Origin of the sequence: Flavobacterium coralii, from assembly GCF_019891545.1 — a bacterium.
GTDB classification, from domain to species: Bacteria; Bacteroidota; Bacteroidia; order Flavobacteriales; family Flavobacteriaceae; genus Flavobacterium; species Flavobacterium coralii.
In genome coordinates this window covers 37517-63085 of the sequence record NZ_JAHDIU010000011.1, presented here as the reverse complement: position 1 = coordinate 63085, position 25569 = coordinate 37517, and the positions used below count along the sequence as shown (strand labels likewise).

Annotated in this window: 19 protein-coding genes; 7 read left to right on the top strand and 12 right to left on the bottom strand. The window is 41.8% G+C overall.

Going from position 1 to position 25569, the window contains the following annotated elements:
• Positions 1 to 171 precede the first annotated feature (171 nt).
• Together KJK34_RS13850 and KJK34_RS13845 are read right to left on the bottom strand one after the other, a co-directional pair.
• Complete coding sequence (locus KJK34_RS13850) at positions 172 to 873, bottom strand: hypothetical protein (RefSeq protein WP_223054491.1); 702 nt, start codon at positions 871 to 873, stop codon at positions 172 to 174.
• A gap of 703 nt (positions 874 to 1576) precedes the next feature.
• Positions 1577 to 2185: a superoxide dismutase gene (locus KJK34_RS13845; protein WP_223054490.1), complete on the bottom strand. Its 609-nt coding sequence runs from the start codon at positions 2183 to 2185 to the stop codon at positions 1577 to 1579.
• A 122-nt stretch (positions 2186 to 2307) separates the two neighbouring features.
• On the opposite strand from KJK34_RS13845, the gene KJK34_RS13840 reads away from it, so the two are divergent.
• From KJK34_RS13840 to KJK34_RS13815, 6 genes are all read left to right on the top strand, one after another.
• Positions 2308 to 5457, top strand: a complete 3150-nt coding sequence (locus KJK34_RS13840; protein ID WP_223054489.1) for a UvrD-helicase domain-containing protein — start codon at positions 2308 to 2310, stop codon at positions 5455 to 5457.
• A gap of 97 nt (positions 5458 to 5554) precedes the next feature.
• Positions 5555 to 6748, top strand: coding sequence for a glycine C-acetyltransferase (kbl, locus tag KJK34_RS13835; protein WP_223054488.1), 1194 nt, complete (start codon positions 5555 to 5557; stop codon positions 6746 to 6748).
• Positions 6749 to 6860: 112 nt separating this feature from the next.
• Positions 6861 to 8258, top strand: a complete 1398-nt coding sequence (locus KJK34_RS13830) for an OmpA family protein (protein ID WP_223054487.1) — start codon at positions 6861 to 6863, stop codon at positions 8256 to 8258.
• A gap of 67 nt (positions 8259 to 8325) precedes the next feature.
• A complete protein-coding gene (locus tag KJK34_RS13825) occupies positions 8326 to 11097 on the top strand; it encodes a PD-(D/E)XK nuclease family protein (protein ID WP_223054486.1) in 2772 nt (923 codons plus the stop codon).
• A 26-nt stretch (positions 11098 to 11123) separates the two neighbouring features.
• Positions 11124 to 11780: a hypothetical protein gene (locus KJK34_RS13820; RefSeq protein WP_223054485.1), complete on the top strand. Its 657-nt coding sequence runs from the start codon at positions 11124 to 11126 to the stop codon at positions 11778 to 11780.
• A gap of 42 nt (positions 11781 to 11822) precedes the next feature.
• A complete protein-coding gene (locus KJK34_RS13815) occupies positions 11823 to 12143 on the top strand; it encodes a hypothetical protein (RefSeq protein WP_223054484.1) in 321 nt (106 codons plus the stop codon).
• A 15-nt stretch (positions 12144 to 12158) separates the two neighbouring features.
• Here KJK34_RS13815 and KJK34_RS13810 read toward each other — a convergent pair whose 3' ends face one another.
• Together KJK34_RS13810 and KJK34_RS13805 are read right to left on the bottom strand one after the other, a co-directional pair.
• Positions 12159 to 12938: an alpha/beta fold hydrolase gene (locus KJK34_RS13810; protein ID WP_223054483.1), complete on the bottom strand. Its 780-nt coding sequence runs from the start codon at positions 12936 to 12938 to the stop codon at positions 12159 to 12161.
• An 86-nt stretch (positions 12939 to 13024) separates the two neighbouring features.
• Positions 13025 to 13486 (bottom strand): DUF305 domain-containing protein, encoded by a 462-nt coding sequence (locus KJK34_RS13805; protein WP_223054482.1) that lies wholly within the window; start codon positions 13484 to 13486, stop codon positions 13025 to 13027.
• 130 nt (positions 13487 to 13616) lie between these two features.
• Here KJK34_RS13805 and KJK34_RS13800 point away from each other — a divergent pair, with 130 nt between their 5' ends.
• On the top strand, positions 13617 to 14798 hold the full coding sequence (locus tag KJK34_RS13800) for an AbiH family protein (RefSeq protein WP_223054481.1): 1182 nt from the start codon (positions 13617 to 13619) through the stop codon (positions 14796 to 14798).
• Positions 14799 to 14914: 116 nt separating this feature from the next.
• Here the strand turns inward: KJK34_RS13800 and KJK34_RS13795 are convergent, their stop codons facing one another.
• From KJK34_RS13795 to KJK34_RS13760, 8 genes are all read right to left on the bottom strand, one after another.
• The gene (locus KJK34_RS13795) at positions 14915 to 16315 is read right to left on the bottom strand and encodes an efflux transporter outer membrane subunit (protein WP_223054480.1); all 1401 of its coding nucleotides are present in this window, start codon (positions 16313 to 16315) and stop codon (positions 14915 to 14917) included.
• A 16-nt stretch (positions 16316 to 16331) separates the two neighbouring features.
• The gene (locus KJK34_RS13790) at positions 16332 to 19481 is read right to left on the bottom strand and encodes an efflux RND transporter permease subunit (RefSeq protein WP_223054479.1); all 3150 of its coding nucleotides are present in this window, start codon (positions 19479 to 19481) and stop codon (positions 16332 to 16334) included.
• A gap of 12 nt (positions 19482 to 19493) precedes the next feature.
• Entirely contained in the window at positions 19494 to 20648 is a 1155-nt protein-coding gene (locus KJK34_RS13785; RefSeq protein WP_223054478.1) for an efflux RND transporter periplasmic adaptor subunit, read from the bottom strand.
• A 3-nt stretch (positions 20649 to 20651) separates the two neighbouring features.
• Complete coding sequence (locus tag KJK34_RS13780) at positions 20652 to 21188, bottom strand: GbsR/MarR family transcriptional regulator (RefSeq protein ID WP_236937659.1); 537 nt, start codon at positions 21186 to 21188, stop codon at positions 20652 to 20654.
• 188 nt (positions 21189 to 21376) lie between these two features.
• Complete coding sequence (locus KJK34_RS13775; RefSeq protein WP_223054477.1) at positions 21377 to 21769, bottom strand: septal ring lytic transglycosylase RlpA family protein; 393 nt, start codon at positions 21767 to 21769, stop codon at positions 21377 to 21379.
• 18 nt (positions 21770 to 21787) lie between these two features.
• On the bottom strand, positions 21788 to 22267 hold the full coding sequence (locus KJK34_RS13770) for a septal ring lytic transglycosylase RlpA family protein (RefSeq protein ID WP_223054476.1): 480 nt from the start codon (positions 22265 to 22267) through the stop codon (positions 21788 to 21790).
• A gap of 61 nt (positions 22268 to 22328) precedes the next feature.
• Entirely contained in the window at positions 22329 to 22775 is a 447-nt protein-coding gene (locus tag KJK34_RS13765; protein ID WP_223054475.1) for a hypothetical protein, read from the bottom strand.
• Positions 22776 to 22932: 157 nt separating this feature from the next.
• Complete coding sequence (locus KJK34_RS13760) at positions 22933 to 25569, bottom strand: TonB-dependent receptor (protein WP_223054474.1); 2637 nt, start codon at positions 25567 to 25569, stop codon at positions 22933 to 22935.

Below are 25569 nucleotides of genomic sequence, written 5' to 3'. Positions count from 1 at the left end.
TTGTACTGGTAAGACCATAATAAAATATGGAGAGTAGAATTGCAATGTTGAAAAACCTTTCCCAAATTAAAGATTGCGTGTCATAGATGAAAGTGTAGACATCATAAATTAGTTTTGACAACACAACTAATAGACTAAAAATAATTATATATTTTTTCATATAATAATGAGTTAATCCCTATCAGCTCTATAAATACAGAATCCAAAATCTGCAATAGTAATAGCTACTCCTATTGGACCTGCAAATTTAGCTAACGTTTTAGTTAAGGCTTTTGTTATAACTTTTACACCATTCTTTTTCAATTGCTTCATCCCTATTGTAGAACCAATTCCTATGCCTACAGCTTCAACAATACAATACCAAATTTCATCAGGAGTAATTTCTAAAGTACTATCTGGAATTGGATTAGTGATTGTCACCTGTCCGCTTTGCAATACATCACCAATTTCAGAAAGAATTATTTCATTAGCTGCTTCCTCAGTCATATTATCAAATTCTGGATAACTAATATAAACTTGATACACCAAATCGGTAATCATAGTTTGATGATCCAAAATTAATTCAAAATCTACATTATTATTTGTATAGACTTGTTCAACTTCAGTAAAACTTAAGTCTGGATTTGAGATTTGAACTTGAAAGTTTTGCTGGTTTGAGCCTAAAGCTGATTGTTGATAATATGCATAACTCAAATATTCATTAACAAAGTTTTGCACAAAAAGAATGAAATCTGGATTTTCAGATAAATTGAGATTTGATGGATTACTTTTTAAAAATAGTTCTGAACTCTGAGTAGTTTCATTTGAAACGTTATCTTCTGTAGAGCAAGCGAAGATGGTAAGACAAACAATTAAAAAGAGCATCTGTTTCATAAATAATAGATTTAATGTTTAATAATTTTTTATAGTTAGCTAACAACAGTAAATTTAATAATCGATTTTAATTTACAATTGCGGAAAATCCGCAATTAACATTTGTTGAATTGAAAAAGTGTTGTCTCAACGTTTTTATATGCAGTTCATCTAAAACTGTTGCAGTAACCGCATCCCTGCCCTACTTTTGACATCAAATAGCAATAGTAAATTAATTTTTACGGTATTTTTGGGGGCAAAAAAGCGATACACACTATGTATCGCTTTTTTTTATTCTTTAATTTTTGTTGAACTATATCCTGCAGTGTCACCTCAACGTTTTTATATGCAGTTCATCTAAAACTGTTGCAGCAACCGCGCCCCTGCCCTACTTTTGACATCAAATAGCAATAGTAAATTAATTTTTACGGTATTTTTGGGGGCAAAAAAGCGATACACACTATGTATCGCTTTTTTTTATGTTATGTTTAAACACAAAAAATTTACAGTTTAATTACTGCTTATTAATATTTTAAATAAATAATTGCTTTGTAAATTTTATTGCCTATTTTTGCACCAAATAGTATTAGTAAATTTAATTTACGGTATTTTTTGGGGGCGAAAGCGGGAACTATGTTTCCGCTTTTATTTTTTAAGTTTGAACAAAATAAAAAAACGGATGCATCTGCATGCACCCGTTCCTGTCTCCTGAAAGTGAGATCATTTATTTTTCATTGGCATAACGCCTTGCAACTTCTTCCCAGTTTACTACATTAAAAAATGCATCAATATAGTCAGGCCTCCTGTTTTGGTAGTTAAGGTAGTAGGCATGTTCCCAAACGTCAAGCCCAAGTATTGGTGTGCCTCCACAGCCAATTTCTGGCATTAGCGGGTTATCTTGGTTTGGCGTGCTGCATACTTCAAGCTTACCGCCCTGGTGCACGCAAAGCCATGCCCAGCCTGAACCGAACTGTGTCGCAGCAGCCTTAGCAAACTTAGCCTTAAACTCTTCAAAAGAACCAAAAGCTTTTTCTATGGCAGCTTCAAGTTCACCTGTTGGCTCTCCGCCGCCTTTTGGCGACATTACCTGCCAGAAAAGGTTATGGTTGTAATAACCGCCACCGTTGTTGCGAACCGCTGCGTTAGACATATCAAGGTTTATAAGTATATTCTCGATAGTCTTGCCTTCAAGGTCGGTACCATGTATCGCATTATTAAGGTTGGTGGTATATGCATTGTGGTGTTTTGTATGGTGTATTTCCATAGTGCGTGCATCTATATGAGGCTCAAGGGCATCATACGCGTAAGGAAGTTTAGGTAATTCAAAAGCCATGATATGTGCGTTTTTAAAAGATTAATATTAATTTTAATCCAAATTTAGAGATTTTATACTTTAAAAGAAATAAGATTTTGTTATAATTTCTCTTACTAAATTTAAATTTTTACGAAAAGCAAGTGGCAAAATCTGCATTTACTATATATAACGCTTCTGCCGGTTCGGGCAAAACCTATACGCTGGTAAAAGAATACCTTAAGATACTCCTGCTCTCTGGCGAGGATGATACGTATCGTAAAATACTGGCAATAACTTTTACCAACAAAGCGGTAGAAGAAATGAAAAACCGCATCATTTTCAGCCTGTCCGATTTTTCTAAAGACGAGCCTACACCGCGCGCGGAAGCGCTTATTACTGTCCTCTCTCAGGAAACGGGACTTTCGCCTGCCACTATAAAAGATAAGTCGAAAGCTATTATCAAAAATATTATTCACAATTATGCTTCTTTTGATATTTCGACCATCGACAGGTTTACGCATAAAGTAATACGTGCCTTTGCGCATGACCTTAACCTGCCGGTATCTTTTGATGTATCGCTGGAAACCGAAAACCTGCTAAAAGAAGCCGTTGATGCCATTATTGCCAAAGCGGGCGAAAACGATGTGCTTACCTCTTTGCTGGTCGATTTTTCGCTGGATAAAACCGATAATGACAAAAGCTGGGATGTTACCTATGAATTGTTTGAAACAGGCAAGTTGCTTATCAACGAAAACAACCGCAATGAACTGGGGCAGTTCCGCGAAAAAACAATAGAGGAGTTCCTGCTGATAAAAGAAAAGCTGCGCCAGGCAGTTGCCGCTTTAGAGGCTGAATGTAAAGGCTTGGGCAACCAGCTAAACGACATTTTGGAGCAGGAAGGGATTGACCCGAAGTCATTCTCGCGGCAGGACTTTCCTAAACATATCGGTTATATAATTGATGGCACTCTAAAGCCTACTCACAAAAAATACTATGAGGCCGATGACATAAAAATAAACAAAGGCGCTAAAGACCGTTTGGCTATAGAGGGGGTAACGCCAACCCTCCTCAGCCTGCTGCAAAAGGTTTATAAGAACTACGAAAAGAAAAACTTTTATGAGGCTTTCCTTAAAAACATAACACCGCTTTCGCTGCTCAACTCTATAAGCCAGGAACTGGAGCGCATCCAGAAAGAGCAGAACGTGCTTTCTATATCAGAGTTTAATGCCATAATACATAAAGAGATACAAAGCCAGCCTGCACCTTTTATATATGAGCGGCTTGGCGAGCGTTACCGCCACTTTTTTATAGATGAGTTTCAGGACACCAGCCAGATGCAATGGCAAAACCTGATTCCGCTGATAGACAATGCACTCGCACAGGAGGATCTTCAGGGCAATAAAGGCTCGCTTATGATTGTTGGCGACCCGAAACAGTCTATCTATCGCTGGCGCGGCGGCAAGGCGGAACAATTTATAGGGTTGAGCAAGTTATTCAATCCGTTCTCTAATCCGGATATGGATGTTATTAACCTGGGGCGAAATTACAGGAGCTACAGCAATATCATAGATTTTAACAACGAATTCTTTTGTTTCCTCTCTGAAAAGTTTGAGGATGCTGATTATTGCGAACTGTACCGGAACAGCAGCAGGCAGGAACTTAACGATAAACAGGGGGGTTATGTAAATATAGCTTTTATACCCGAAACAGAAACGGATGAAGAAGACATGCCACGTGACAGGAACGAACTGTATCTTGAAGCGACGCTTGCCACCATACAAAAAGCGGTTGCCCGTGGTTTTGATTATAAAGATATAGTGCTGCTCACCCGTAAGCGGCAGCCGGGAGTATTGCTTGCCAATTACCTGACCGAACAGGGCGTGCCGATACTATCTTCTGAAACGCTGCTAATAGAAAATGCCACCGAGGTAAAGCTGATAATCAACTTGCTGCGCTATCTTAAAAGCAATGAAAACAGAGAGGCTAAAGCCCACTTTTTATATTTCGTGGCAAGCAACAGGATGCCCGGCAGCGAAATACACAATTTTATTGCCGAGGGCATGGAGCAGCCTACAGAAGCAGCACTTGAAGCATGGCTGCAAGGTAATGGCGTAAAAATATTATTCAGGGACTGCCGCAAGAAATCGCTTTATGAAGCGGTAGAAACCATAGTTGATGCTTTTATAAAAGAAAAAGCTAACCAAAGCTATGTACAGTATTTCCTTGACCTGGTGCTGGAGCGCGACATACGCACACAGTCGGGCATATCCGACTTTTTAGAGTATTGGGATAACAACGGCTCTAAATTCAGCATACCGTCGCCCGAAGGTAATGATGCCGTACGCATCATGACGATACACAAATCAAAAGGGCTGGAGTTCCCTGTAGTTATTTTCCCTTTTGCCGAAGAAGATTATACACGTGCCCCCCGCAGCAAAATGTGGCTGGAGCTTGACGATGAAACATTCGGTTTCCAGAAGGCGCTTATCGACAGTAATAAGAGTGTTGCCGAGTATGGCGAACGCGGTGCAGAACTCTATAAAATTAAAGAGCAGGAAGAACTGCTCGATAACATTAATATATTATATGTGGCACTAACACGTGCCGAAGAACAGCTATACATTATTTCAGGACGCAACTTTACATCAAGGGGTGAGCTGACCGATAATATGTCATCTTTATTTATAAGCTACCTGCAAAGTATAGATGCTTATGATAACCTTAAAGACGAATATGAGTTTGGTAACCCTGACAGGCTTTCTGAACCGGAAGCGCACTACGGGCAGCAGCAGACAATAGAGGTAGTAACGCAGCATTTTAATCCGCGGGCGGTAAAGATAGCCCAGCGCGAAGCGCTGATGTGGGGCAACAGGCAGCAGCAGGCTATAGAATTTGGTAACGTTACCCACGAAATTTTGTCTTTCATTAAAACAGCGGCTGATATACCTACGGCACTGATAAAGGCTGTAGAGTCGGGACTGATTGTACAAAGCCAGAGCGCAACAGCTACCGAAACGCTGTATAAAATTGTACAGCACCCGGAGCTGCAGGATTTCTTTGCCGAAGAAAACACAGTATATAACGAGCAGAGTATTATAGGCAATGCCTTGGCTACCATCAAGCCCGACAGGGTGGCTGTACGTAACGGAATGGCCTACCTGCTGGATTATAAAACAGGCGAACACAACGCACGCTATGAAAGCCAGCTTAACGGCTATCAGGCAGCACTTGCAGAAATGGGACTCAGGGTAGCCCGTAAAACACTTGTATATATAGGTGAAGATATAAATGTGGTAGATTTAGCCTTGTAACGCACAGGCAGGAATATGCTTTCTGTATCTTTGCCAATAATTTTTATGTGTTGATTAAAGGAGAATAAAAACAGAACAACAACAAACTAATACTATCATGTACGGAAAAATTAAAGACTATCTGGCTAATGAGCTGGAGCAGATAAAAGAAAACGGCCTGTATAAAAAAGAGCGCATCATAGCTTCTCCGCAGGATGCTGAAATTACACTTACAGATGGCAGCAAGGTACTTAACTTTTGTGCCAACAATTACCTGGGACTCTCATCGCACCCGGAAGTTATACAGGCAGCAAAAGACACGCTGGACAGCCACGGGTTTGGTATGTCGTCAGTGCGTTTTATCTGCGGAACGCAGGATATACATAAGGAGCTGGAACAAAAGATAGCTGATTTTTACGGCACCGAAGACACTATATTATATGCCGCGGCTTTTGATGCCAACGGCGGTGTTTTTGAACCGTTACTGGGCGAAGAGGATGCCATAATATCAGACAGCCTTAACCACGCTTCTATTATAGATGGTGTGCGCCTTTGTAAAGCAGCCCGCTACCGTTATGAAAATAACAATATGGAGCAGCTTGAAGAGATGCTTATAAAAGCCAATGAAGAAAACAGGAGGTTTAAGATTATTGTTACCGATGGTGTTTTCTCTATGGATGGCCTTGTTGCCCCGCTTGACAAGATATGCGACCTTGCCGATAAATATGATGCACTGGTAATGGTAGATGAATGCCACGCGGCGGGCTTTATAGGCATGACAGGGAAAGGAACCCCCGAAGCAAAAGGTGTTATGGGGCGTATAGATATCATTACAGGCACGCTTGGCAAAGCACTGGGTGGCGCTATGGGTGGCTATACTACAGGCAAAAAAGAAATTATAGAAATGCTCAGGCAGCGCAGCCGTCCTTACCTTTTCAGTAACTCGCTTGCTCCTGCTATTGTGGGTGCTTCTATTAAGGTGTTCGACCTGCTAAAGAATGATACTTCATTACGCGACAAGCTGGAGTGGAACACCAACTACTTTAAAGAGGGAATGAAAAAGGCAGGGTTTGACATTATAGACGGCGACAGTGCCATAGTGCCCGTTATGCTGTATGATGCCAAGCTTAGCCAAGTCATGGCAGACGAACTTTTGAAGAAAGGCATATATGTTATAGGGTTCTTCTTCCCTGTGGTACCAAAGGATAAGGCACGTATAAGAGTACAGCTTTCCGCAGCCCATACTAAGGAACATCTGGACAAGGCAATTGCCTCATTTACAGAAGTTGGGAAAGCGTTAACTATTATTTAACTACAATTTAGCGGGTTTAGTAGGATAATTTTTAATAAATCGTTTTGCTGTTAACACACAACAGAGTAAATTTGTTCTTGATATAACCTATTTGTAATTAAATTTAAAAAGTATGAGACATCTTAACAAACTGTTCGTTGCTGCACTTATGGCAATGGGACTTAACGCCCATGCGCAGGACGAGAACAACCCTTGGGCCGTTTCATTTGGTGCCAATGCAGTGAGTACACGTTTTGGCGCTGCTTCTGAATTCGGTGACCAGTTCAGCGGCTATTTTGACGCTAAAGAACACTGGAACATCCTTCCTTCTGTATCTTATCTGAATGTATCGAGGCACATTGGCCAAGGTTTCGTATTTGGAGTAACAGGTTCGGTAAACAAAATAGATAAGCTTGTAACCCGTACTCCGGGCACGCAGGATTATATGGTATCAGATCCGGGAGACCTATCTTACTACGGTGTAGATGGTACTATTAAGTACAGCTTCCTTAGCATGCTTGGTACAAGCTGGTTCGACCCAAGCCTACACATTGGTGGTGGTTACACCTGGATTGATGAAAAAGGTAACGGTACACTAAACGGTGGTCTTGGTGTTACTTTCTGGTTTGCAGAAAACGTGGGCCTTTCTCTATCTTCAACTTACAAGCATACGTTTGAAGATCAGGCAGAAGCTAATGTACCAAGGCACATACAGCACATGGCCGGTCTTACTTTCAAATTCGGAGGTAAAGACACAGATAAAGACGGTATCTATGACAAAGACGACCTTTGTCCTGAAGTACCCGGACTACCACAATTCCAGGGATGTCCTGACTCAGATGCTGACGGAATACAAGACAGCCAGGATGACTGCCCTAACGAAGCAGGACTTGCTGAACTTAACGGATGCCCTGACAGGGATGGTGACGGTGTAGCTGATAAAGATGACCAGTGCCCGGATGTAGCAGGTATAGCAAGCATGATGGGTTGCCCTGATACTGACGGTGACGGTATTGCTGATAACAGCGACCAGTGCCCTAACGAAGCAGGACCTAAAGCTAACAACGGTTGCCCTTGGCCTGATACTGACGGTGACGGCGTTCTTGACAAAGACGATCTTTGCCCTGAAGTAAAAGGTACTGCTGCTAACCGTGGTTGCCCTGAAGTAACTGAAGAAGTTATGAAGCAGCTTAACGAGTATGCAAGAACAATCCTGTTCAACAGTGGTAAAGCTTCTTTCAAAGATGAAACACTACCTGTACTTGAAAACATGAAAGATATCCTTAAAGAATATCCACAGGCAAGGTTCAGCATCGAAGGACACACTGACAGCGATGGTAGCAACGCACTTAACCAGACACTATCTGAAAACAGGGCTGCTGCTGTAGTTACTTACTTAGTAGAGCACGGAATTGCACGTGACAGGTTAATGTCTGTAGGTTTCGGTGAAACTAAGCCAATCGCTTCTAACAAAACTGCTGCCGGTAAGGCTCAGAACCGTAGGGTTGAAGTGAAGCTTATCAAAGAATAATTTGATACAACCAAAATAAATTGAAAGATGCCTCCGCAATGCGGGGGCATTTTTTTATTTTTATACCATGACCGGGCCAACTTTTTTAGACAAACTAAGCACGCAGCTTGTTGCCGATTATGGCAACGCATTATCAGGCATTACAATTGTACTTCCTAATAAGAGAGCCCGCATCTTTTTAATTGAAGCTCTTAAAAAAAAGTTGTCGGCGGTTGTCTTTGCTCCCGAGATAATAAGCATAGAAGATTTTATACAGGATGTTGCCGGCGTGCGCAGCATAGACACTATAGAATTGCTTTTTGAGTTCTACAATGTTTACATTGGGCTTACCCCTAAAGAAAAGCAACAACCTTTCGAAAATTTTGCCAACTGGGCTAAAACACTGTTGCAGGACTTTAATGAAATAGACCGCTACCTGCTTAACCCAAAGCATGTACTTTCTTACCTTAAAGATATAGAAGAGCTAAGCCATTGGTCGCTGGATGTGGAGAACCACACCGGGATGATTAAAAATTACCTCGAATTTTGGGAGCTGTTGCCAAAATATTACGAAGCATTATACAACCACCTCCTCGATAAAGGTGCAGGCTACCAGGGGCTCATATACAGGGAAGCAGTAAATAATATCAACCACTTTTCTAATGCTTTTGCAAAAGAACAACTCATTTTTGCAGGGTTTAATGCCCTGAATGCTGCCGAAGAAAACATTATACAGCACCTGCTTACATGCGGTCAGGCTAAAATATACTGGGATATAGACCAGGCTTTCCTTAACGACCCCTATCATGATGCGGGCTTGTTTATCCGCAGGTTTAAAAAAGAGTGGCGCCAGTTTTACGGGCAGCCTTTTGAGTGGGTAGCCGATGAGTTCAGCAAGGAAAAGAATATAACTATAATCGGCACACCTAAAACGGTGGGGCAGGCAAAAATTGCAGGAAAGATTATAGAAGAAATCCAGCAAACCGGGCAATCGTTAGATAAAACCGCAGTAGTGCTGGGAGAAGAAAACCTGCTTATACCATTACTGTACAGCCTCCCACTGGGTGTGGGCGGGCTTAATATTACCATGGGTTACAGCAGCCGTAACAACCCTGCACAGATACTGGTGCAAAAGCTGTTTAAAATGCATACTAATGCATTGCAACGCAGTGAAAAAAGCTACACGCTTTATTACCGTGAAGTACTTGATATACTTACTCATCCGCTTGTAGAGCCTTATAGCGGCGCTGCAAAGCTGACAGAAACCATCAACAGGAACAATATTACCTTTTTATCGCACAGTAAACTGTTCGACATCCATCCGGATGCATCGCCATTTTTCAGGCTGCTCTTTGACAGGTGGGATGATAACGCCGGGAGTGTCTTGCAAAGGTTGTCTGATATCATCATAAGCCTTAAAGGTTTTTTGAGTAATGATGAGGAAGAAGATAAAATAACAAAGGCATTTTTATATTCCATCTTTAAGGTTATCAATAAGCTCATCAACTATTATGAGAACCATCCGCAAATGGCAGGGCTTGCCATACTGCAATCTGTTTACAAACAGGTAATAGAGCTTGCAGAGGTATCTTTTGAGGGTGAGCCGCTTTCAGGGCTTCAGGTAATGGGTGTGCTGGAAAGCCGTGTGCTCGACTTCGAAAATGTTATCATTACCAGTATGAACGAGGGTAAATTCCCAGCAGGGAAAACGCAAAATTCATTTATACCGTTTGATGTAAAGCGCGAACTGGGGTTGCCGACTTATAAAGAAAAAGATGCCATATACAGCTACCACTTTTACCACCTGCTGATGCGGGCTAAAAACATATACCTGCTGCACAACACCGAAAGCGACGGGCTCGATGCCGGCGAGCGGAGCCGTTTTCTTACCCAGCTGGAAATTGAGCAGAAACCTTCGCACAACCTGAAAAGTGTTATTTATAATGCCTACCTGCCTGATATAGCTTATAAACCCATGCTGATACCGAAATCGGCAGAGGTACAACAACGGCTAAAGGAAATTGCCACAGGTAAGGGTTTTTCGCCCTCGGCATTAACGAGCTATATCCGTAACCCGATACAGTTTTATTACCAGAGGGTGCTACGCATACGCGAAGTGGACGAAGTAGAGGAAAGCATTGCGCTTAACACACTGGGCACCATAATACACGGCGCACTTGAGGAGCTATACAAACCCTATCTGGGTAAGTACCTTGCTGTGCATGATATAGAAAATATGGCTGCGCTGGCCAACGATGAAGTGATGCGTCAGTTTACGGCTGTATATAAGGAAGGCGAGATAAAAAAAGGGCGTAACCTGCTGGCTTTTGAAGTAGCCAAACGCAACGTGCAAAATATGCTGAAACAGGAAAAAGAACAGCTAAAGGCAGGCGACAGCGTAAAAGTACTGGCACTGGAACAAACCTTTGAACGTTGGCTTGAAGATGCACGGCTGCCCTACCCTGTAAAAATTGCAGGAAACATAGACCGGATTGAAGAACGCAACGGCAAAATAAGGATTACTGATTACAAAACCGGTAAAGTAGATAAATACAACCTTACCCTTAAAACATGGGATGGGCTATCGGGCGATATTAAGAATGAAAAGATAATACAGTTGCTTACTTATGCTTTTATGTATGAACCGCTTGCAGGGGGCAAAGAAATTGAAGCAGGCATTATATCGTTCAAGAATATGAAAAGCGGTTTTATGAATTTCAGTTTTAAAGATGCGGTAGATAAATCTTTACCTGTTATTGAGGTTATAGATAAAGATGTGCTTGCAGAGTATAGCTCGCAACTGGTATTGCTGATTAATGAAATACTGGATGGGGAAGTTCCGTTTGAGGAGGTGACATAATAGTAATCAAACACTAATAACATAAAATGCAAATTCCTCTTTCAAAAACATTATTAAAAGAAATAGTTATAACTACTTTTGCTGAAAATGCTTTGGGCTTTAAGTTTAAAAAATACAATAACAGGAGGTACTATTTTCAGAGAGAATCTAAAGATGCCGAAATCACTGATTTTATCCGCATTGTTGTTAATTTAAAGAAAGGAAGAATTCTTTGTATCTTACAATCAATCGGTGACAAGTCATTAATGAATAAGTTTTATGTCGAAGGTCATTTGCTTAATAAAGGCGTATATATGAAAAATACTTTTGCTGAAACTAATAGCTTTCGGGAAAACATTATTTATCAATTTGATAATAATGAAGAGTCTTTGAAAAGAATTATGGAGCAGATTCTCTATGACTTTAACATAGAGGGAAAATGTTTTTTTAATGAAAATGATAAAAGGTGTAATTCTGAAAAATATAAAATAGGACAGAATTTCATCAGATTGCTTAAAGTAGATAAGAAGGAGTTAAAGAAAGAGTTTGCTGAATATAAAAGTCAGCATATTAATATTCGTAAAATTCAAAATGTTAATTTTTGTAATTTAGTATCGGAGCTTCAAAAAAATGAAAACGAAAATTATAATAGTGAAAATTACATGGTAGCATTTGAATTTTTACACAAATACATATTTGAGTAAATAACTTATTTAGGTCAAGAAAACAATTCTCTTCCAACATTCATGAAAAATATAATTTTATTCCTGCCGGTCTTTTCTTTCTTGTTTTTTATTTCTTGTTCGGATAAAAAAGAAGTACAAGTTATTCCTGATCAAAAAGCAACAACAGCACAAGAAGAATCCCCATGCAAAATACAGTATGAGGAATGCGTTAAACCTTTGGAAGATGCCTATGCAAAAGCGGTTGAAAAAGCTGCCGATAAACTTAAGGCAGATTCCATTTCAAAAAACGAGTATACTATTGCCTGTGATGAAGCCTTTGCAACTATGCAAAATGAGATAGAGAAGTGTGATAAAATATTTGAAGACTGCTTGCTGAAATAGCAACTTTAAAAACAATTAGCACTTTTTAAAAAACTCCAGTAGTTCCTTTAGCAGTGCATCGCGGTTTTCGATATGGCTCATGTGCCCGTCAGGATAGGTTACCAGCTTTGCCGCAGTGTTATCTATTTGGTCATAATGCTCATTATACGGCAGGCTCTGGTCTTTTTCACCCAATACCACCATAATAGGATATGGCGCAAAATGCAGTATCACCTCACGGTCTTTGCGCACTTTCATGCCCTCTAACGCTGCCACAATACCCTGCAAAGGCGTTTGCAATGACTGGGCGCGCAGCGCCTCAATATCCGGCATAAAACGCTCACGGTTTTCCTCGCTGAAAAGGTTGCTTATAGCAAGTCGTATAAATCCCGATGCATCTCTTTTAACGGCTTTTATAGCCCTGTCACGGTTCAGTTTCTTTTCCTCGCTGTCGGGCCTTGCGGTAGAGTTTTGCAGCACTATGCCTTTTACCATGTCGGGGTACAGCTCTGCAAAAGCCATAGCCACATAACCGCCCATAGAATGCCCAACCAGTATTGCCTTCCGGACGCGCAGCTCATGCAGTACGGCATGTACCGCATCGGCCATATCTTCCATCGTGTGTATGTAGCCCAGGCAGCCTGTTTCGCCATGCCCTAAATGATCTAATGTTACAATACGGTACTTCTTCAAGAATTCGGGTTTTAGATCATCCCACATGGTCTGGTTTTCTAAAAAACCATGCAGCAGCACAACGGCAGTGCCTTTACCTGAATCGGTATAGCGGATGTTGATATTTTTATAGGCGAGTTGCACGTTAAAAGTTTATCTGTTTACTGTTAAAGCACCGCAAAATTACAGCATATTGCCAACAGCTACAATGCCATGTTGTTAAATAACGGCTATTTATTTCCTTCGGCTTCCATACGTTGCAGCATGGCTTTCATCTGCGCTATTTCTTCACGTTGCGACTTAATGATCTGATTGGCGAGTTCGCGTGCCTCCGGGTCGCTTATATTAGCACGGGTGCTGGTTAGTATGGCAGAAGAATGGTGCGGTATCATGGCCTTCATCCATTGTTCATCCCCTACCGGTATTTGCTGCCGCAACCCGAAAAGGCATATAATAAACAGCACTCCCGCCCCGCCCATTATACCATAGTTGAGTTTCTTTTTCGGGTACATGCCCCACATAAAAAGCATCATGCTTACCGCCATAGGGCATATCATCAGGAAAGTCATATACGTTCTTGTGGTACTCAAATAAACGTCATCCGATTCATACACATTTAGGTACATAACGCCGTACATCAGCACGAATGAGACCGCCATCATCAGGAAAAATTTTATGTAAGCTGTTTTCATAAAAGTTCTGTTTTAAGTTGCCTTATAAATTTACCGCTTAAAGAAACTACTTACAATCAACAGGTTGTTTTTTGTAATAAAATTAAGATACCTGATAAATATTTATATTTGAATACTAAACAATTAAAAAATGAACAGGCTGGTTATTATTGGTAATGGTTTTGATTTGGCACACGGACTCCCAACAGGATATTGTGATTTTATTGATTGGTATTGGAGTAGGGTAGGTGAACGGTTGAATGAAAAAATTCCAGATATGAGCCCAAGACATAAAAATTATATTGACGAATTAATTAATATAAAATTCATCTTTAGTGAAAGAAGATATTATGAACAAGAAGAAGAATTAAAAAATGATTTAAATTATCTCTTTTTAAATTTTTCTTATATCAATCTGAATAAGTTCATTAAAAATAGGCATGGAAAGTTTAACGATGTTTGTATTAAAAACTACAAAAACATATTTTTTAAAACCATATGTGATAAGCACCATATCCAAAATTGGGTAGATATTGAAAATGAATACTATCAATTATTAAAAGAGTGTCTTCAAGAGAAAGATAATAAAAAAGTAAAAAGACTAAATGAGGAGTTTGAGCAAGTAAAAAATCTTTTAGAAGAATATTTGGTTACAGAAGTTGAGAAGAAATATAACTTATATGTTGATAAAAAAATCTTAAATATAATTACAAAAACATCCTATAATTATGAAGAAGCAAAAATATTTGTTAGGGAGCTTAATAAAAGAGAAAGCGCTAAACTTCTCTCATTACTTGGTTTATCAATTAATCTGGTAAAATTCCTAAATTTCAATTATACATCACTTTTAAAAAAATCTATTTCATATTATGCTGAAGATGTATATGATTGTAATCATATTCATGGAGAGTTAGATAATAAAGACAATTTAATTAACTTCGGCTTTGGCGATGAAATGGATGATGATTACAAAACGATAGAAAAGAAAGATGATAATGAGTATTTAAGAAACATCAAATCTTTTGCTTATCTGAACACGCCCAATTATAAAAATTTGATCGATTTCTTAGAGTTAGATAAGTATCAGGTATATATCATGGGGCATTCATGTGGGTTATCGGACAGGATATTACTAAATAAAGTATTTGAGCATCAAAACTGTATTTCTATAAAAATATATTACCATCAAAAGGACGGATGGGATAACTACACTGATATAGCACAAAATGTATCACGCCATTTTAATAAGAAAGAAATGATGCGGGAAAGGATTGTAAATAAAACCTATTGCGAGCCTTTACCACAAACTAAACTACCTCTTAAAAATAGTTAGAAATATCAATAGATTTATAATTAAAAAACCCGGTACAGTTTTGCACCGGGTTTCCAAACATAAACTAAACAATTAAATCCTATTGGAACAAAACTAACTTAATTCTCTTCTTTCTATTAGCGCCATCCGCCACCAAGGGCTTTATAAAGGTCTATTATAGCAAGGTACTGCCTGTACTTGTTATCCAGCAGGTTAAGCTCGCTGTTAAGGGCACTGTCTTTTGCGGTAAGCACTTCAAGGTAATTTACCATACCATACTCCAAAAGTTCATCAGAGTAATCTGCCGCTTTGGTAAGGGCATCTACCTGCTTTTCGCGGATAGACAGTTTCAGTGTCTCGTTTTCATAATTGGAAAGGGCATCGCTAACCTCGTGGCCTGCGTTTACAAGTGCCTGCTCAAACTCAATATAGGCCTGCTCCTGCTGTGCCTTGCTTACCTCATACTGGGTGCGTATCTGCCTCTGGTTAAAAATAGGCTGTGCAAGCCCGGTAACAATGTTGGCAAAAAGCGAGTTAGCGCTAAACCACTCTTTCAGGTCAATACTCTGTAAACCACCCGAAGCCGTAAGCGTTAGCGAAGGGTAAAAGTTACTTCTTGCTACATTAGTAAGCTCAAAGGCATTTACAAGGCCATACTCAGCCGCTATAACATCGGGCCTGTTGCGCAACAGCGAAGCCGAAAAGCCCAGTTTAATATCTGGGTTAAGCTGCTGCTGTGCCAGCGTGGTGCGCTCTATAGCCATTGGCTCTTCGCCCAACAGCAGGCTCATGTAATTCTCAAGTATTACAATGCTGTTCTTCAGGTCGGCAATAATAAGCTCAGTGGCATATTTTTGCGCCTCGGTCTGCTTTACGCCCACCTCGTTTACGCTGCCGGCTTCTTTTAATGCCTGTATGGTTTCCACACTTTCGTTGCGGTTGCCAAGTGTTTGCTGGGCAACTTCAAGCTGTGCGTCTAACGACAGCAGTTGGTAATAAGTAGCGGCAATATCGGTAATTACCTGTGTTTTTACCGCCTGGTTGGCTGCAATAGTTTGCAGGTAAGATGCCGCGGCAGCACGTTTGTTACTGCGTATCTTGCCCCATATATCAGCCTCCCACGAAAGGTTTCCGCTAAGCTGGTACTGGTCTATAGCCCCGTTAAAAAAGCTGCCGAACTGGCTGTTTCTTGCAAGCTGCTGGTGTGTCCAGGTAGCATTACCGCTTAATGACGGGAAGTAAGAAGCCTTTGCCTGCTTAAGGTATGCCTCTGCCGCAGTAATGTTTTGTATGGCTATACGGATATCAAAATTGTTTCGCAGCCCGGTTTTTATGTGCTTTTGCAGCACCGTGTCGGTAAACAGGTTCTCCCACGATATATCGGCAAGGCTTGCGCTGTCCTGCGCCACCACTTCGGTGCGGTAGAGGTTTTCAGCCTTTACATCGGGCCTTTTATAGGTCTTTGCCGTAAAGCAAGACTGCATCAGCAGCCCTGCTCCCGCCACAAGTAGTATTTTATAGGTTGTTGCTAATCTCATTTTCAGGATTTGAATTTTATGCTACGGTTTCAGTTTCATCCACTTTCGGTTTGCCGGATATTCGCTCCTGCAACGCCTGGAATATTACAAACAGTACAGGTATCACAAACACGCCGAACAGTGTACCGATAAGCATACCGCCCACGGCACCCATACCAATACTGCGGTTACCCACCGCGCCCACACCGCTTGAAAGCGCCAGTGGCAGTAGCCCGAATATAAAAGCGAACGACGTCATCAGGATTGGCCTTAAACGCGCCCTGCTGCCCTCTATGGCTGCTTTAACCAAGTCCATTCCGTGGCGCCTTCGCTGTATGGCAAACTCCACAATAAGGATGGCGTTCTTGGCAAGGAGGCCTATAAGCATGATAAGTGCCACCTGAAAGTAAATGTTATTCTCAAGCCCTGCCAGCTTTACAAAGCCGATAGCCCCTGCTATACCTACCGGCAGCGATAATAATACCGATAGCGGAACGATATAGCTTTCGTACTGCGCACTAAGCAGGAAGTAAACAAATATGAGGCTGAGAAGGAAAACGCCTGCCGCCTGGTTGCCGGCAATAATTTCTTCCCTTGTCATACCGCTAAACTCATAGGTATAGGTGCTTGGCAGGTGCTGCTCGGCAACTTCCTGTATGGCTTTAATAGCATCACCACTACTGTAGCCCGGGTTGGCCTTACCGTTAACGTTCACTGCTTTTAGCAGGTTAAACCTTGATACCGCTTCGGGGCCGTATATCTTTTTAAAATCGACAAACTGGCTTATGGCTACCATCTGTCCTGCGGCATTGCGCACATATACATCGTTTATACTTTGCTCATCAGCCCGTTCGCTTGGTAATGACTGTATCATTACCCTGAACTGCTTACCAAAACGGTTAAAGTCGGTTGTATAAAGTCCGCCATAATAACCCTGCATGGTATTAAAGATATCGCTTACCGATACCCCTGCATCCTTAGCCCTTTCCACGTTAATATCCATTTGGTATTGCGGGAAGTTAGGGTTAAAATTGGTAATGGCATATTGTATCTCCGGGCGTTTGCTCAGCTCGGCAAGGAACTCATTACTCACCTGGCTTACTTTAGACCAGTCGTCGTCAGCTTTTGCCTGCAGCTTAAACTCGAAACCATCGGCAGTACCAAAGCCCTGCACACTCGGAGGTGTAAAGAACAGCACACGGGCATCTTTAAAGGCTGCCGTCCGTGCAAACAGCTGCCCTACTATGGCGTCTACGCTCTGGTTATCTTCCTTACGCTCTTTCCAGTCTTTCAGCTTTATAATGGTAAAGGCATAAGAGCCACCGTTTACCCTGTTTAAAAGGCTAAAGCCCACTACGCTCATCCTTGCATCTACTTCGGGTATACTGGTAATAACACTGTCAAGCTGGTCAACCGCTTTCTGCGTCTGCTCCAATGTTGTTCCCGGAGGCATGGTAAGGTCGCTCATAATGATACCCCTGTCCTCATTCGGTATAAATCCTGATGGCGTTGTGGTAAACAGGTAATAGGTAATTCCTGTAAAGACAAGAAGCCCGATAACCGTTATCCATTTTTTACGTACCAAGAAGCCCAATGAGCGGGTATATTTACGGTTCATGCTGTCGAACCCGGCATTAAAAGCTGTAAAGAACCTTTCTTTAATGTTTTTCTTTTTATGATGCTCGCCCTCTTTGTGCGGCTTCAGGAAAAGGGCACAAAGTGCGGGGCTTAATGTTAATGCGTTTACTGCCGAGATAAGGATGGCTACCGCAAGGGTTAGCGCGAACTGCTGGTAAAACACCCCTGAAGGCCCTTGAAGGAACGATACCGGAACAAACACCGCAGCCATAACCAATGTAATGGACACGATAGCACCTGTAATTTCGCTCATGGCAGAAAGCGTTGCCTTCTTAGCCGACTGCTCCCCTTCATCGAGCTTGGCATGTACCGCCTCTACCACCACAATGGCATCATCTACCACAATACCAATGGCAAGCACAAGCGCAAAGAGCGTAAGCAGGTTGATAGAGAAGCCAAAGAGGTTCAGGAAGAAGAATGTACCCACAATGGCTACCGGAACGGCAATTGCCGGAATAAGGGTAGAACGCACATCCTGAAGGAAAAGGAACACCACGATAAATACCAGCACAAATGCTTCTATTAGGGTAGAAACCACTTTATCTATAGAGGCGTCAAGGAATGTTTTAGTGTTAAACGGCACTACATACTCTATCCCTTTAGGGAAATTCGGTTTTTCATCTTCTAAGATCTTCGTTACCTCATCAATAATATCGTTGGCATTAGAACCTGATGTCTGGAAGATACCCATAGCAACGCCGGGATTGCCCATACCGAAGTTCTTTTGCCCATAATTAAAGGCACCAAGTTCTATCTTGGCAACATCTTTAAGGCGGAGAAAGTTACCACCACCTGTAGCTTTAACTACAATATCTTCATATTCGGGCACGCTGCTAAGGCGGCCTTTGTATTTTATTACATATTCATAAACACCATCGGCATTTTCACCAAATTTACCCGGTGCTGCCTCTACGTTCTGTTCCTGCAGGGCTCGCTGTATATCGGCAGGCGTAAGTCCGTAAGCCGCCATTTTTTCGGGGTCAATCCATATACGCATCGAGTAGTCTTTACCACCAAATACGTTTACCTGCCCCACACCCTTAACCCTTTGCAGCTTTGGCACAAGGTTAATCTTTGCATAGTTCTGCACGAACGTACCGTCGTACTCCGGGTTGGTTGAATAAACCGAAAGGAACATCAGCGCGCTTGTCTGGCTCTTAACTGTGGTAACACCTGTTTGTACTACTGCCTGAGGAAGCTTGCTGGTGGCACGCGCCACACGGTTCTGCACGTTTACTGCGGCAATATCAGGGTTAACACCAAGTTCGAAAAACACGTTTATGCTTGCCGAACCGTCGTTAGCGGCAGTAGATGTCATGTAGGTCATGCCCTCTACACCGTTTATCTCTTCTTCCAGCGGAATAATAACGCTGTTAAGCACGGTACCTGCATTGGCACCGGTATAGGTTGCCGATACCTGAACGGTAGGCGGTGCAATTTCGGGGTACTGCTCTACCGGCAGCGCCATTAGGCCAAGTACACCCAAAATGGTTATCAATATTGAAACTACGGTACTTAGTACCGGCCTTTCTATAAAAGTTTTAAGCATCTTCTGTTACTTTTATTTTTTTTGCTGAGTAGTATTGCCTGATGGCTTTGCTGTTGCGGTACTGTCTGTAGCAGGTGCGCCCTGCTGCTGTGCAGTTTCCTGCTGCGGCACTATTTGCTGGCCTTCCTTAAGTTTTGTTGCGCCTGCGGTTACATATACCTCGCCCGGCTCAAGGCCTCCTGTAACAATATAGTTGTTACCTGCCGTTGTGCTTGTTTCTATAACCCTTGATGTAACAGTATTGTCTTTACCCACAACATAAATAAGCTGTTTGCCCTGCATATCCATAACGGCGTTTTGCGGTACCAGTATGGCTTCATTCTTTTCTACCGGAATGCGCACCACACCACTGCTTCCGCTCCTTAAGATACTTTCAGGATTCGGAAACTCGGCACGGAACTCTGTTGTACCGGTTACTGGATCTACAATACCGCTAACAGCTGTAAGTTTGCCTTTATACTCATACTCACTGCCGTCAACCAGTATAAGGCTTACCTGCTGTACATTTTTAAGTTTCTCCTGGAGTGTAGCCCCTTTAAAAGTGCGCGAAAAATCGAGCAGTTGCTTTTCGTTCATGGTAAAGTAAGCATATACCACCTTCGAATCTGAAACGGTTGTAAGCGGCATCTCTGTAGTGCTGCTTACAAGCGCTCCTTCTTTATAAGGCAAGGTGCCTATTACACCATTAACGGGAGAAGTTATTGTACCATAACCCACATTTGCGGCAACGCTGCTGTAAGCGGCTTTTGCCTGAGCAAGTTTAGCTTTAGCCGTTTCAAGCTGCACATTGCTTATAATGTTGCGCTCTACCAGCGGCTTAAGCCTGTCAACCTCTACTTGTGCAGCATCTACACTGGCTTTTGCAGCAGCAGCATCCTGGTTTAATGTTTGGGTTTCCAGCTTAAATAACAACTGCCCTTTTTTAACCTGGTCGCCTTCATCCACATAAATTTTCTGGATAAAGCCATTAACCTTCGGGCGTATCTCTACATTTTGCTGCCCCTCCAGGTTGGCAGTATAATCCTGATAAATGGTGGCATCCTGCCTGGCTACGGTTTGCACCGGAAAAGGAGCCGGGCCCTGCGCCTGGGGCGCCTGCTCTTCTTTTTTGCCGCAGGCCGAAAGTATAAGTAAGGCAACAAGTGCCAATAAACTACTCTTCTTCATTTGTTAACTGTTATTCTGATTGTGATTATTAAATTGATCTCTGTTTTTTTCTATTTCCTTAAACCTCGCAATGGTTTTCAGCAGCAGCTTTTCCACTTCCAGCACATGCTCTTTATAGGCTTTGGTGTTTTCGAGGTTACACAGCTCGGCATCGCATGATGCTGTTTTTTCGCGGTAAGCCAGCATACGCTCTATAATCAGCTTTTCGTGCTCAATCATTTTTATGTAGCTGGCAAGCCTTTCGCTTAACGGTGAAGGGCGGAAGTATTTCTTGCGGTCGCCTGCAAGGGTATAGTATTGTATCTTACCCATTTTAAGCAACAGGTTAACGCTGGTAGAAACAGAGCTTTTACTTGCCCCCATTCGTTCCACCAAATCTTCAAATGTTATCCCTGCTTTGCAACTGTCTATAATCAGGATTCCTAATATCCTGGCTGCCAATGGCGGAATATTATATTGCCTTTCGAAATGGACGCCAAACATTTCCCTCAATTCCTCTTTCTCTTTCTGTATGTCCTGCATTGTGTCCTTAAATTTCATGCAAAGATATTACGTAGTTCGGTTATTACCGAACTAAACGAACCAATTTAATAGTTAAATATTTGTTAATAGGACCTGTGTTCTTAACTATAACGTTTTAGTAATCTATAATGAAACATCACATTCATTATAGATTCTTCAAATGCTGTTTTGGATAGAGTAAACGAAAATCAGGTAAAAAAAAGTGGCTATTTAGCCACTTCTATGATCACGTTAAGTGTTCCGTGATTTTTATTATCTGTAATTTCCATAAAGGCTTTTTTGCTAAGGTCGATATCCCTGCCCCGGGTAAAGGGCCCGCGGTCATTTATGGTAACAATTACTGATTTATCATTAGCTTTATTGGTAACCTTTACCTTTGTACCGAATGGCAATTTTTTATGCGCTGCTGTATATTTGCTGTTACTGAATTTTTCTCCGCTGGCGGTTTTCCTGCCATTGAATTTATCATGATAGTAACAGGCTACGGCCTTTTTGTCGTAAACAGAAAAAGAACCGGATGCCGATGTACCCCTGCGTGATGATGAACAGGCAGCAAGCAGGCAGGCAGTAACAAAAACAATAAGAACGCGTTTAGCCATTGGTAGTACTAGTAATACTTATTTAGTTTCTATAATTTCAATTTTAACCTTAAAAGTACCGGAACTTTTATTGGAAGCTATTTCCATAAAAGCTTTTTTGGTAAGGTCTATTTCGAGTTTTTTGTTATACGGGCCACGGTCGTTCACTTTTACATCTACCCATTTGCCGTTGGCCTCGTTAGTAACACGTACCATAGTGCCGAAGGGCAGCTTCATATGGGCGGCGGTATATTTTTTATTGTCAAACCGCTCACCGCTGCTGGTTTTACGCCCGTTAAACTTATCGGCATAATAAGTTGCCAGTACATTTTTTTTGTAGGGCTTCAGCTTAACCTCTTTTGCGGCAGCAACCGGGGCTGTTTTAGCGGTGTCTGCAACTGCTGTTGCTTTCGCAGAGATGCTGACTTCAGCTATGCTGCTACCCGATTCTTGTTGCGTAAAGCTTAGTAGCGCTGCTACGCCAAACACTGCAATGCTAACATATAAACATTTTTTCATACTTCCTGCATCTGTAAAATTATACAAAAAGCAAAAAGCCCTTAAAAGGGCTTATATGCTGTTAGTTTAACCACTGGCTCCACGGAATCCTGCTTAAAAGCAGTATGAATCCTAAAGCATATAAATAGGCAAGCCTTTTAAATTTGGCAGGGCTTTCGGCAGCTTTTTTGTGACCGCTCCAGCCAATTGTTATCAGTATAACAGCTATAATGTTAGTAAGCGGGTGCTCTACCACAAAAAGCCTAAGGTTGCTGTCTTTCATTACCGCACCCATTCCTGCTGCTTTGGCAGCCTCAAGCTTTGGTGAAAGGAAATACAGCACCATACCCAGTAAAAACTGTATGTGCGTAAAGGTTAGCGCTATCAGTGCTATCTGCCTGTCCCTTTTCAGGAATGGCCTCTTTGCGCTTAAGCCTGCGAAAGAATTAAGCAGTGCAATAAGCAGTAATCCTAATGTTGCAAATGCCCAGTAAGAGTGCAGGGCGAGTACTGACTGATATGCATCCATAAATATTTCAGTTTTCGGTTATTGGCAAAAATAAGTATTTATGAAATAGAACGTAACATAATTTGCTGAATATGATTAAAAAATTACCCCCCGACTTGCCGGGGGGCAATATCAACAACCTGTATGAAACAAAACTAACTTTAAAAATTTATTCTTTTTAGAAATTAAACCTCATCCCGAAGTTCCATGTCCTTCCGTTACCAAAGAAACCGAAGTTGTTTACATTTATGCCTTTGTAAGTTTCAGCACTCTCTTCAACCGGTATGGCAGAGGTAAGTTCTGAAATATACACTTCGTCAAAAACGTTGTTTACGTTAAGCCTGAAGGTAAGCGAGCTCTTAACAAACTTCATGGTATAAGTAACACCTGCATCTACAAGATCGTAAGATGGCAATTCCAGATTTTCTTTAACTACCGCCTGTGCATACAGGTTATCATACGTCCTCCAGTCAGTATCTATAGAGAAGTTAGGAGTAATCCTGTAAATAGCGCCAAGGCCTATAGTAGTTTGCGCACCGCCGCCTACTTTGCTGCCATCTACATCCTGTATCTGCTCACCAATTACAGGCTCATCATTTATGGTAAATTGCCCGTCAGAAACCAGGTTCTGGTTTTCATCAAATACCCTGATGTAAACATCGTCATCATACTCCCAATTACCTAAAGATGCAAATCCCCTCACGTCAAGCTGCTCTAAAGGCCTTGCCATAAAGCTAAGTTCTATACCGGTATGCAACTGGCTAAGCCCTGAGTTGTTTATATAAAGTACTGCTTCACCTTGGTCGGCAATATCACTTTCGGTAGTAACCCTGTCCTTCCAGCTTGTCCTGTAGGCATCAAGGTTAATGTCTAAGTACTGGCTTTTAAACCTGTAACCGGCTTCTATACCTGTAATTTTTTCGTTCTCGGTAAGCGGGTTAACATCATTACCAAAGTTAAGGTAAATATTATCGTGGTATGGCTGCTTGCTGTAATAGCCGGCGTTAACAAAAATGGTATTCTGCTCATTGATGTTAAAACTACCGCCACCTTTAATATTAAAGCCAGTATTGCTTACCCTGTCAGATTCTTCCTCTGCTTCTGTATAGCCAAACCTGTCCCAACGGATGTGCGATTGTGTAGATACCGAACCCTGTATAAATACCGAGAACATATCAGTTGCATATTCTGCCTGTCCGAAAATACCACCGTAGCTAATTCTTTCGTCATAATCATAATTAACCTTCTGGTTATCGGCAGGATCATTGGTAAAAGCACTCCACGGGTTTGCACTGAACGTTTCTGTTACAACATAACCGTCAGGATACTGCACATTGTTATCTACACGGAAACCATTAAGTCCTAACAGGTTCGATATTTCCCTGTAGTGGGTTCCTTTATATGTCCTCACATCCAATCCGGCGTTGTAGCTAAAGTTATCGTTTACCCTGTGGTTAAAATTAGACACAAGCCCATACCATGCATGGTTGTTAACCGAGTTACGGATAGCATAAGCCCTTTCACCGGCTTCCCTGCTTTCAGTACCAATCATTCCGGGAAGCATCATGTTGTTATCGCGGATGGTATTAAAATCTACATGGCCATCTGCTGTACGCACCCTGCCGTTACCCCAGTTACCGGTACCGCCTCCGCGTCCATATGAGGCATATAATACTGATGACAGTTCCATTGCTGAGTTTATGTTCCAGTCCCAGTTAAGGTTAAGCACCGGCTTGTGGTAGTAATTTCTCCTTTCAGACAGGTAATCACCATCCAGAAAACCGTAGTTGTTGTTATACTTCCTTCCGAATTTAAGGTAATCGGCAATTGGTTTAGTAAAGTTCTGGTCGTGCCACTGTGGCGCACCAAACACAAGGAAGTTAAACAGGTGCTGGTCGTTAGGCTTATAACCTAAAGATATAAAATAGTTATAACCCTCACCAAAAGTACCACGGTTGTAGCCATCGCCGCTCCACTTAGTAAGCATGGCGCTAAAGCCAAAGCCATTTTCCATTAGGCCAGTGTTGTAAGAAAGAGTTGTTTTCTGATAATCATCATTACCGATTATTGACTGCGCAAAACCGCCTTGGCGGAAATCGGTAGCTTTAGTAACGATGTTTACCGTACCTCCCACAGAAGATATGGCAAGTTTAGATGAACCAAGACCCCTTTGCACCTGTACCGAATTTGCAACATCGGTCATACCGCTCCAGTTACTCCAGTACATATTACCGTCTTCCATACCGTTTATTGGCTGACCATTTAAAAGGAATGCCGTATTGGTCTGGTCAAAACCGCGTACATACATTTTAGAGTCGCCATAACCTCCCGCCTGGCTTGCCACATATACAGATGGCGTATTTTTCATAACCTCCGGAAATTCCTGGTTACCCGATTTCAGCTTAATTTCCCTCTGGCTGATGTTAGACACGGCAACAGGCGTTCTCCTGTCCTGCTCAAGGTCAATTACACCACGCCCTATAATTACAACGGTTTCCAGCTCTTCAGAGTTCTCTGTAAGGTTAATAGTACCAATGTTTAGCTGTTGCCCGGGATTGATTGTAAAAGGCAGCTTAAGGCTGTTAAAGCCCAAGTAAGAAATAGTCAGTTCGCCGCTCAAAGAACTTGTTTGTAATGTAAACATACCGTTTACATCAGTTGTGGCACTATCCATAGTACCTGTTACGGTAATAGATGCGCCGGGTAAGGGCATCTGCCCATCGGTAACTGTACCGGTAATGGTTTCCTGAGCCATTGCAAAAACGCCGATCAGCATCATGGAAACCGAAAACAAAATTCGAGTAAAATTTGTCAT

Coding starts and splice junctions, on each gene's coding strand:
- KJK34_RS13780 (WP_236937659.1), bottom strand. CDS start 21,188: ATGAAATTTAAGGACACAATGCAGGACATACAGAAAGAGAAAGAGGAA.
- KJK34_RS13785 (WP_223054478.1), bottom strand. CDS start 20,648: ATGAAGAAGAGTAGTTTATTGGCACTTGTTGCCTTACTTATACTTTCG.
- KJK34_RS13850 (WP_223054491.1), bottom strand. CDS start 873: ATGAAACAGATGCTCTTTTTAATTGTTTGTCTTACCATCTTCGCTTGC.
- KJK34_RS13795 (WP_223054480.1), bottom strand. CDS start 16,315: ATGAGATTAGCAACAACCTATAAAATACTACTTGTGGCGGGAGCAGGG.
- KJK34_RS13820 (WP_223054485.1), top strand. CDS start 11,124: ATGCAAATTCCTCTTTCAAAAACATTATTAAAAGAAATAGTTATAACT.
- KJK34_RS13770 (WP_223054476.1), bottom strand. CDS start 22,267: ATGAAAAAATGTTTATATGTTAGCATTGCAGTGTTTGGCGTAGCAGCG.
- KJK34_RS13825 (WP_223054486.1), top strand. CDS start 8,326: ATGACCGGGCCAACTTTTTTAGACAAACTAAGCACGCAGCTTGTTGCC.
- KJK34_RS13760 (WP_223054474.1), bottom strand. CDS start 25,569: ATGACAAATTTTACTCGAATTTTGTTTTCGGTTTCCATGATGCTGATC.
- KJK34_RS13815 (WP_223054484.1), top strand. CDS start 11,823: ATGAAAAATATAATTTTATTCCTGCCGGTCTTTTCTTTCTTGTTTTTT.
- KJK34_RS13805 (WP_223054482.1), bottom strand. CDS start 13,486: ATGAAAACAGCTTACATAAAATTTTTCCTGATGATGGCGGTCTCATTC.
- KJK34_RS13830 (WP_223054487.1), top strand. CDS start 6,861: ATGAGACATCTTAACAAACTGTTCGTTGCTGCACTTATGGCAATGGGA.
- KJK34_RS13790 (WP_223054479.1), bottom strand. CDS start 19,481: ATGCTTAAAACTTTTATAGAAAGGCCGGTACTAAGTACCGTAGTTTCA.
- KJK34_RS13775 (WP_223054477.1), bottom strand. CDS start 21,769: ATGGCTAAACGCGTTCTTATTGTTTTTGTTACTGCCTGCCTGCTTGCT.
- KJK34_RS13845 (WP_223054490.1), bottom strand. CDS start 2,185: ATGGCTTTTGAATTACCTAAACTTCCTTACGCGTATGATGCCCTTGAG.
- KJK34_RS13800 (WP_223054481.1), top strand. CDS start 13,617: ATGAACAGGCTGGTTATTATTGGTAATGGTTTTGATTTGGCACACGGA.
- kbl (WP_223054488.1), top strand. CDS start 5,555: ATGTACGGAAAAATTAAAGACTATCTGGCTAATGAGCTGGAGCAGATA.
- KJK34_RS13765 (WP_223054475.1), bottom strand. CDS start 22,775: ATGGATGCATATCAGTCAGTACTCGCCCTGCACTCTTACTGGGCATTT.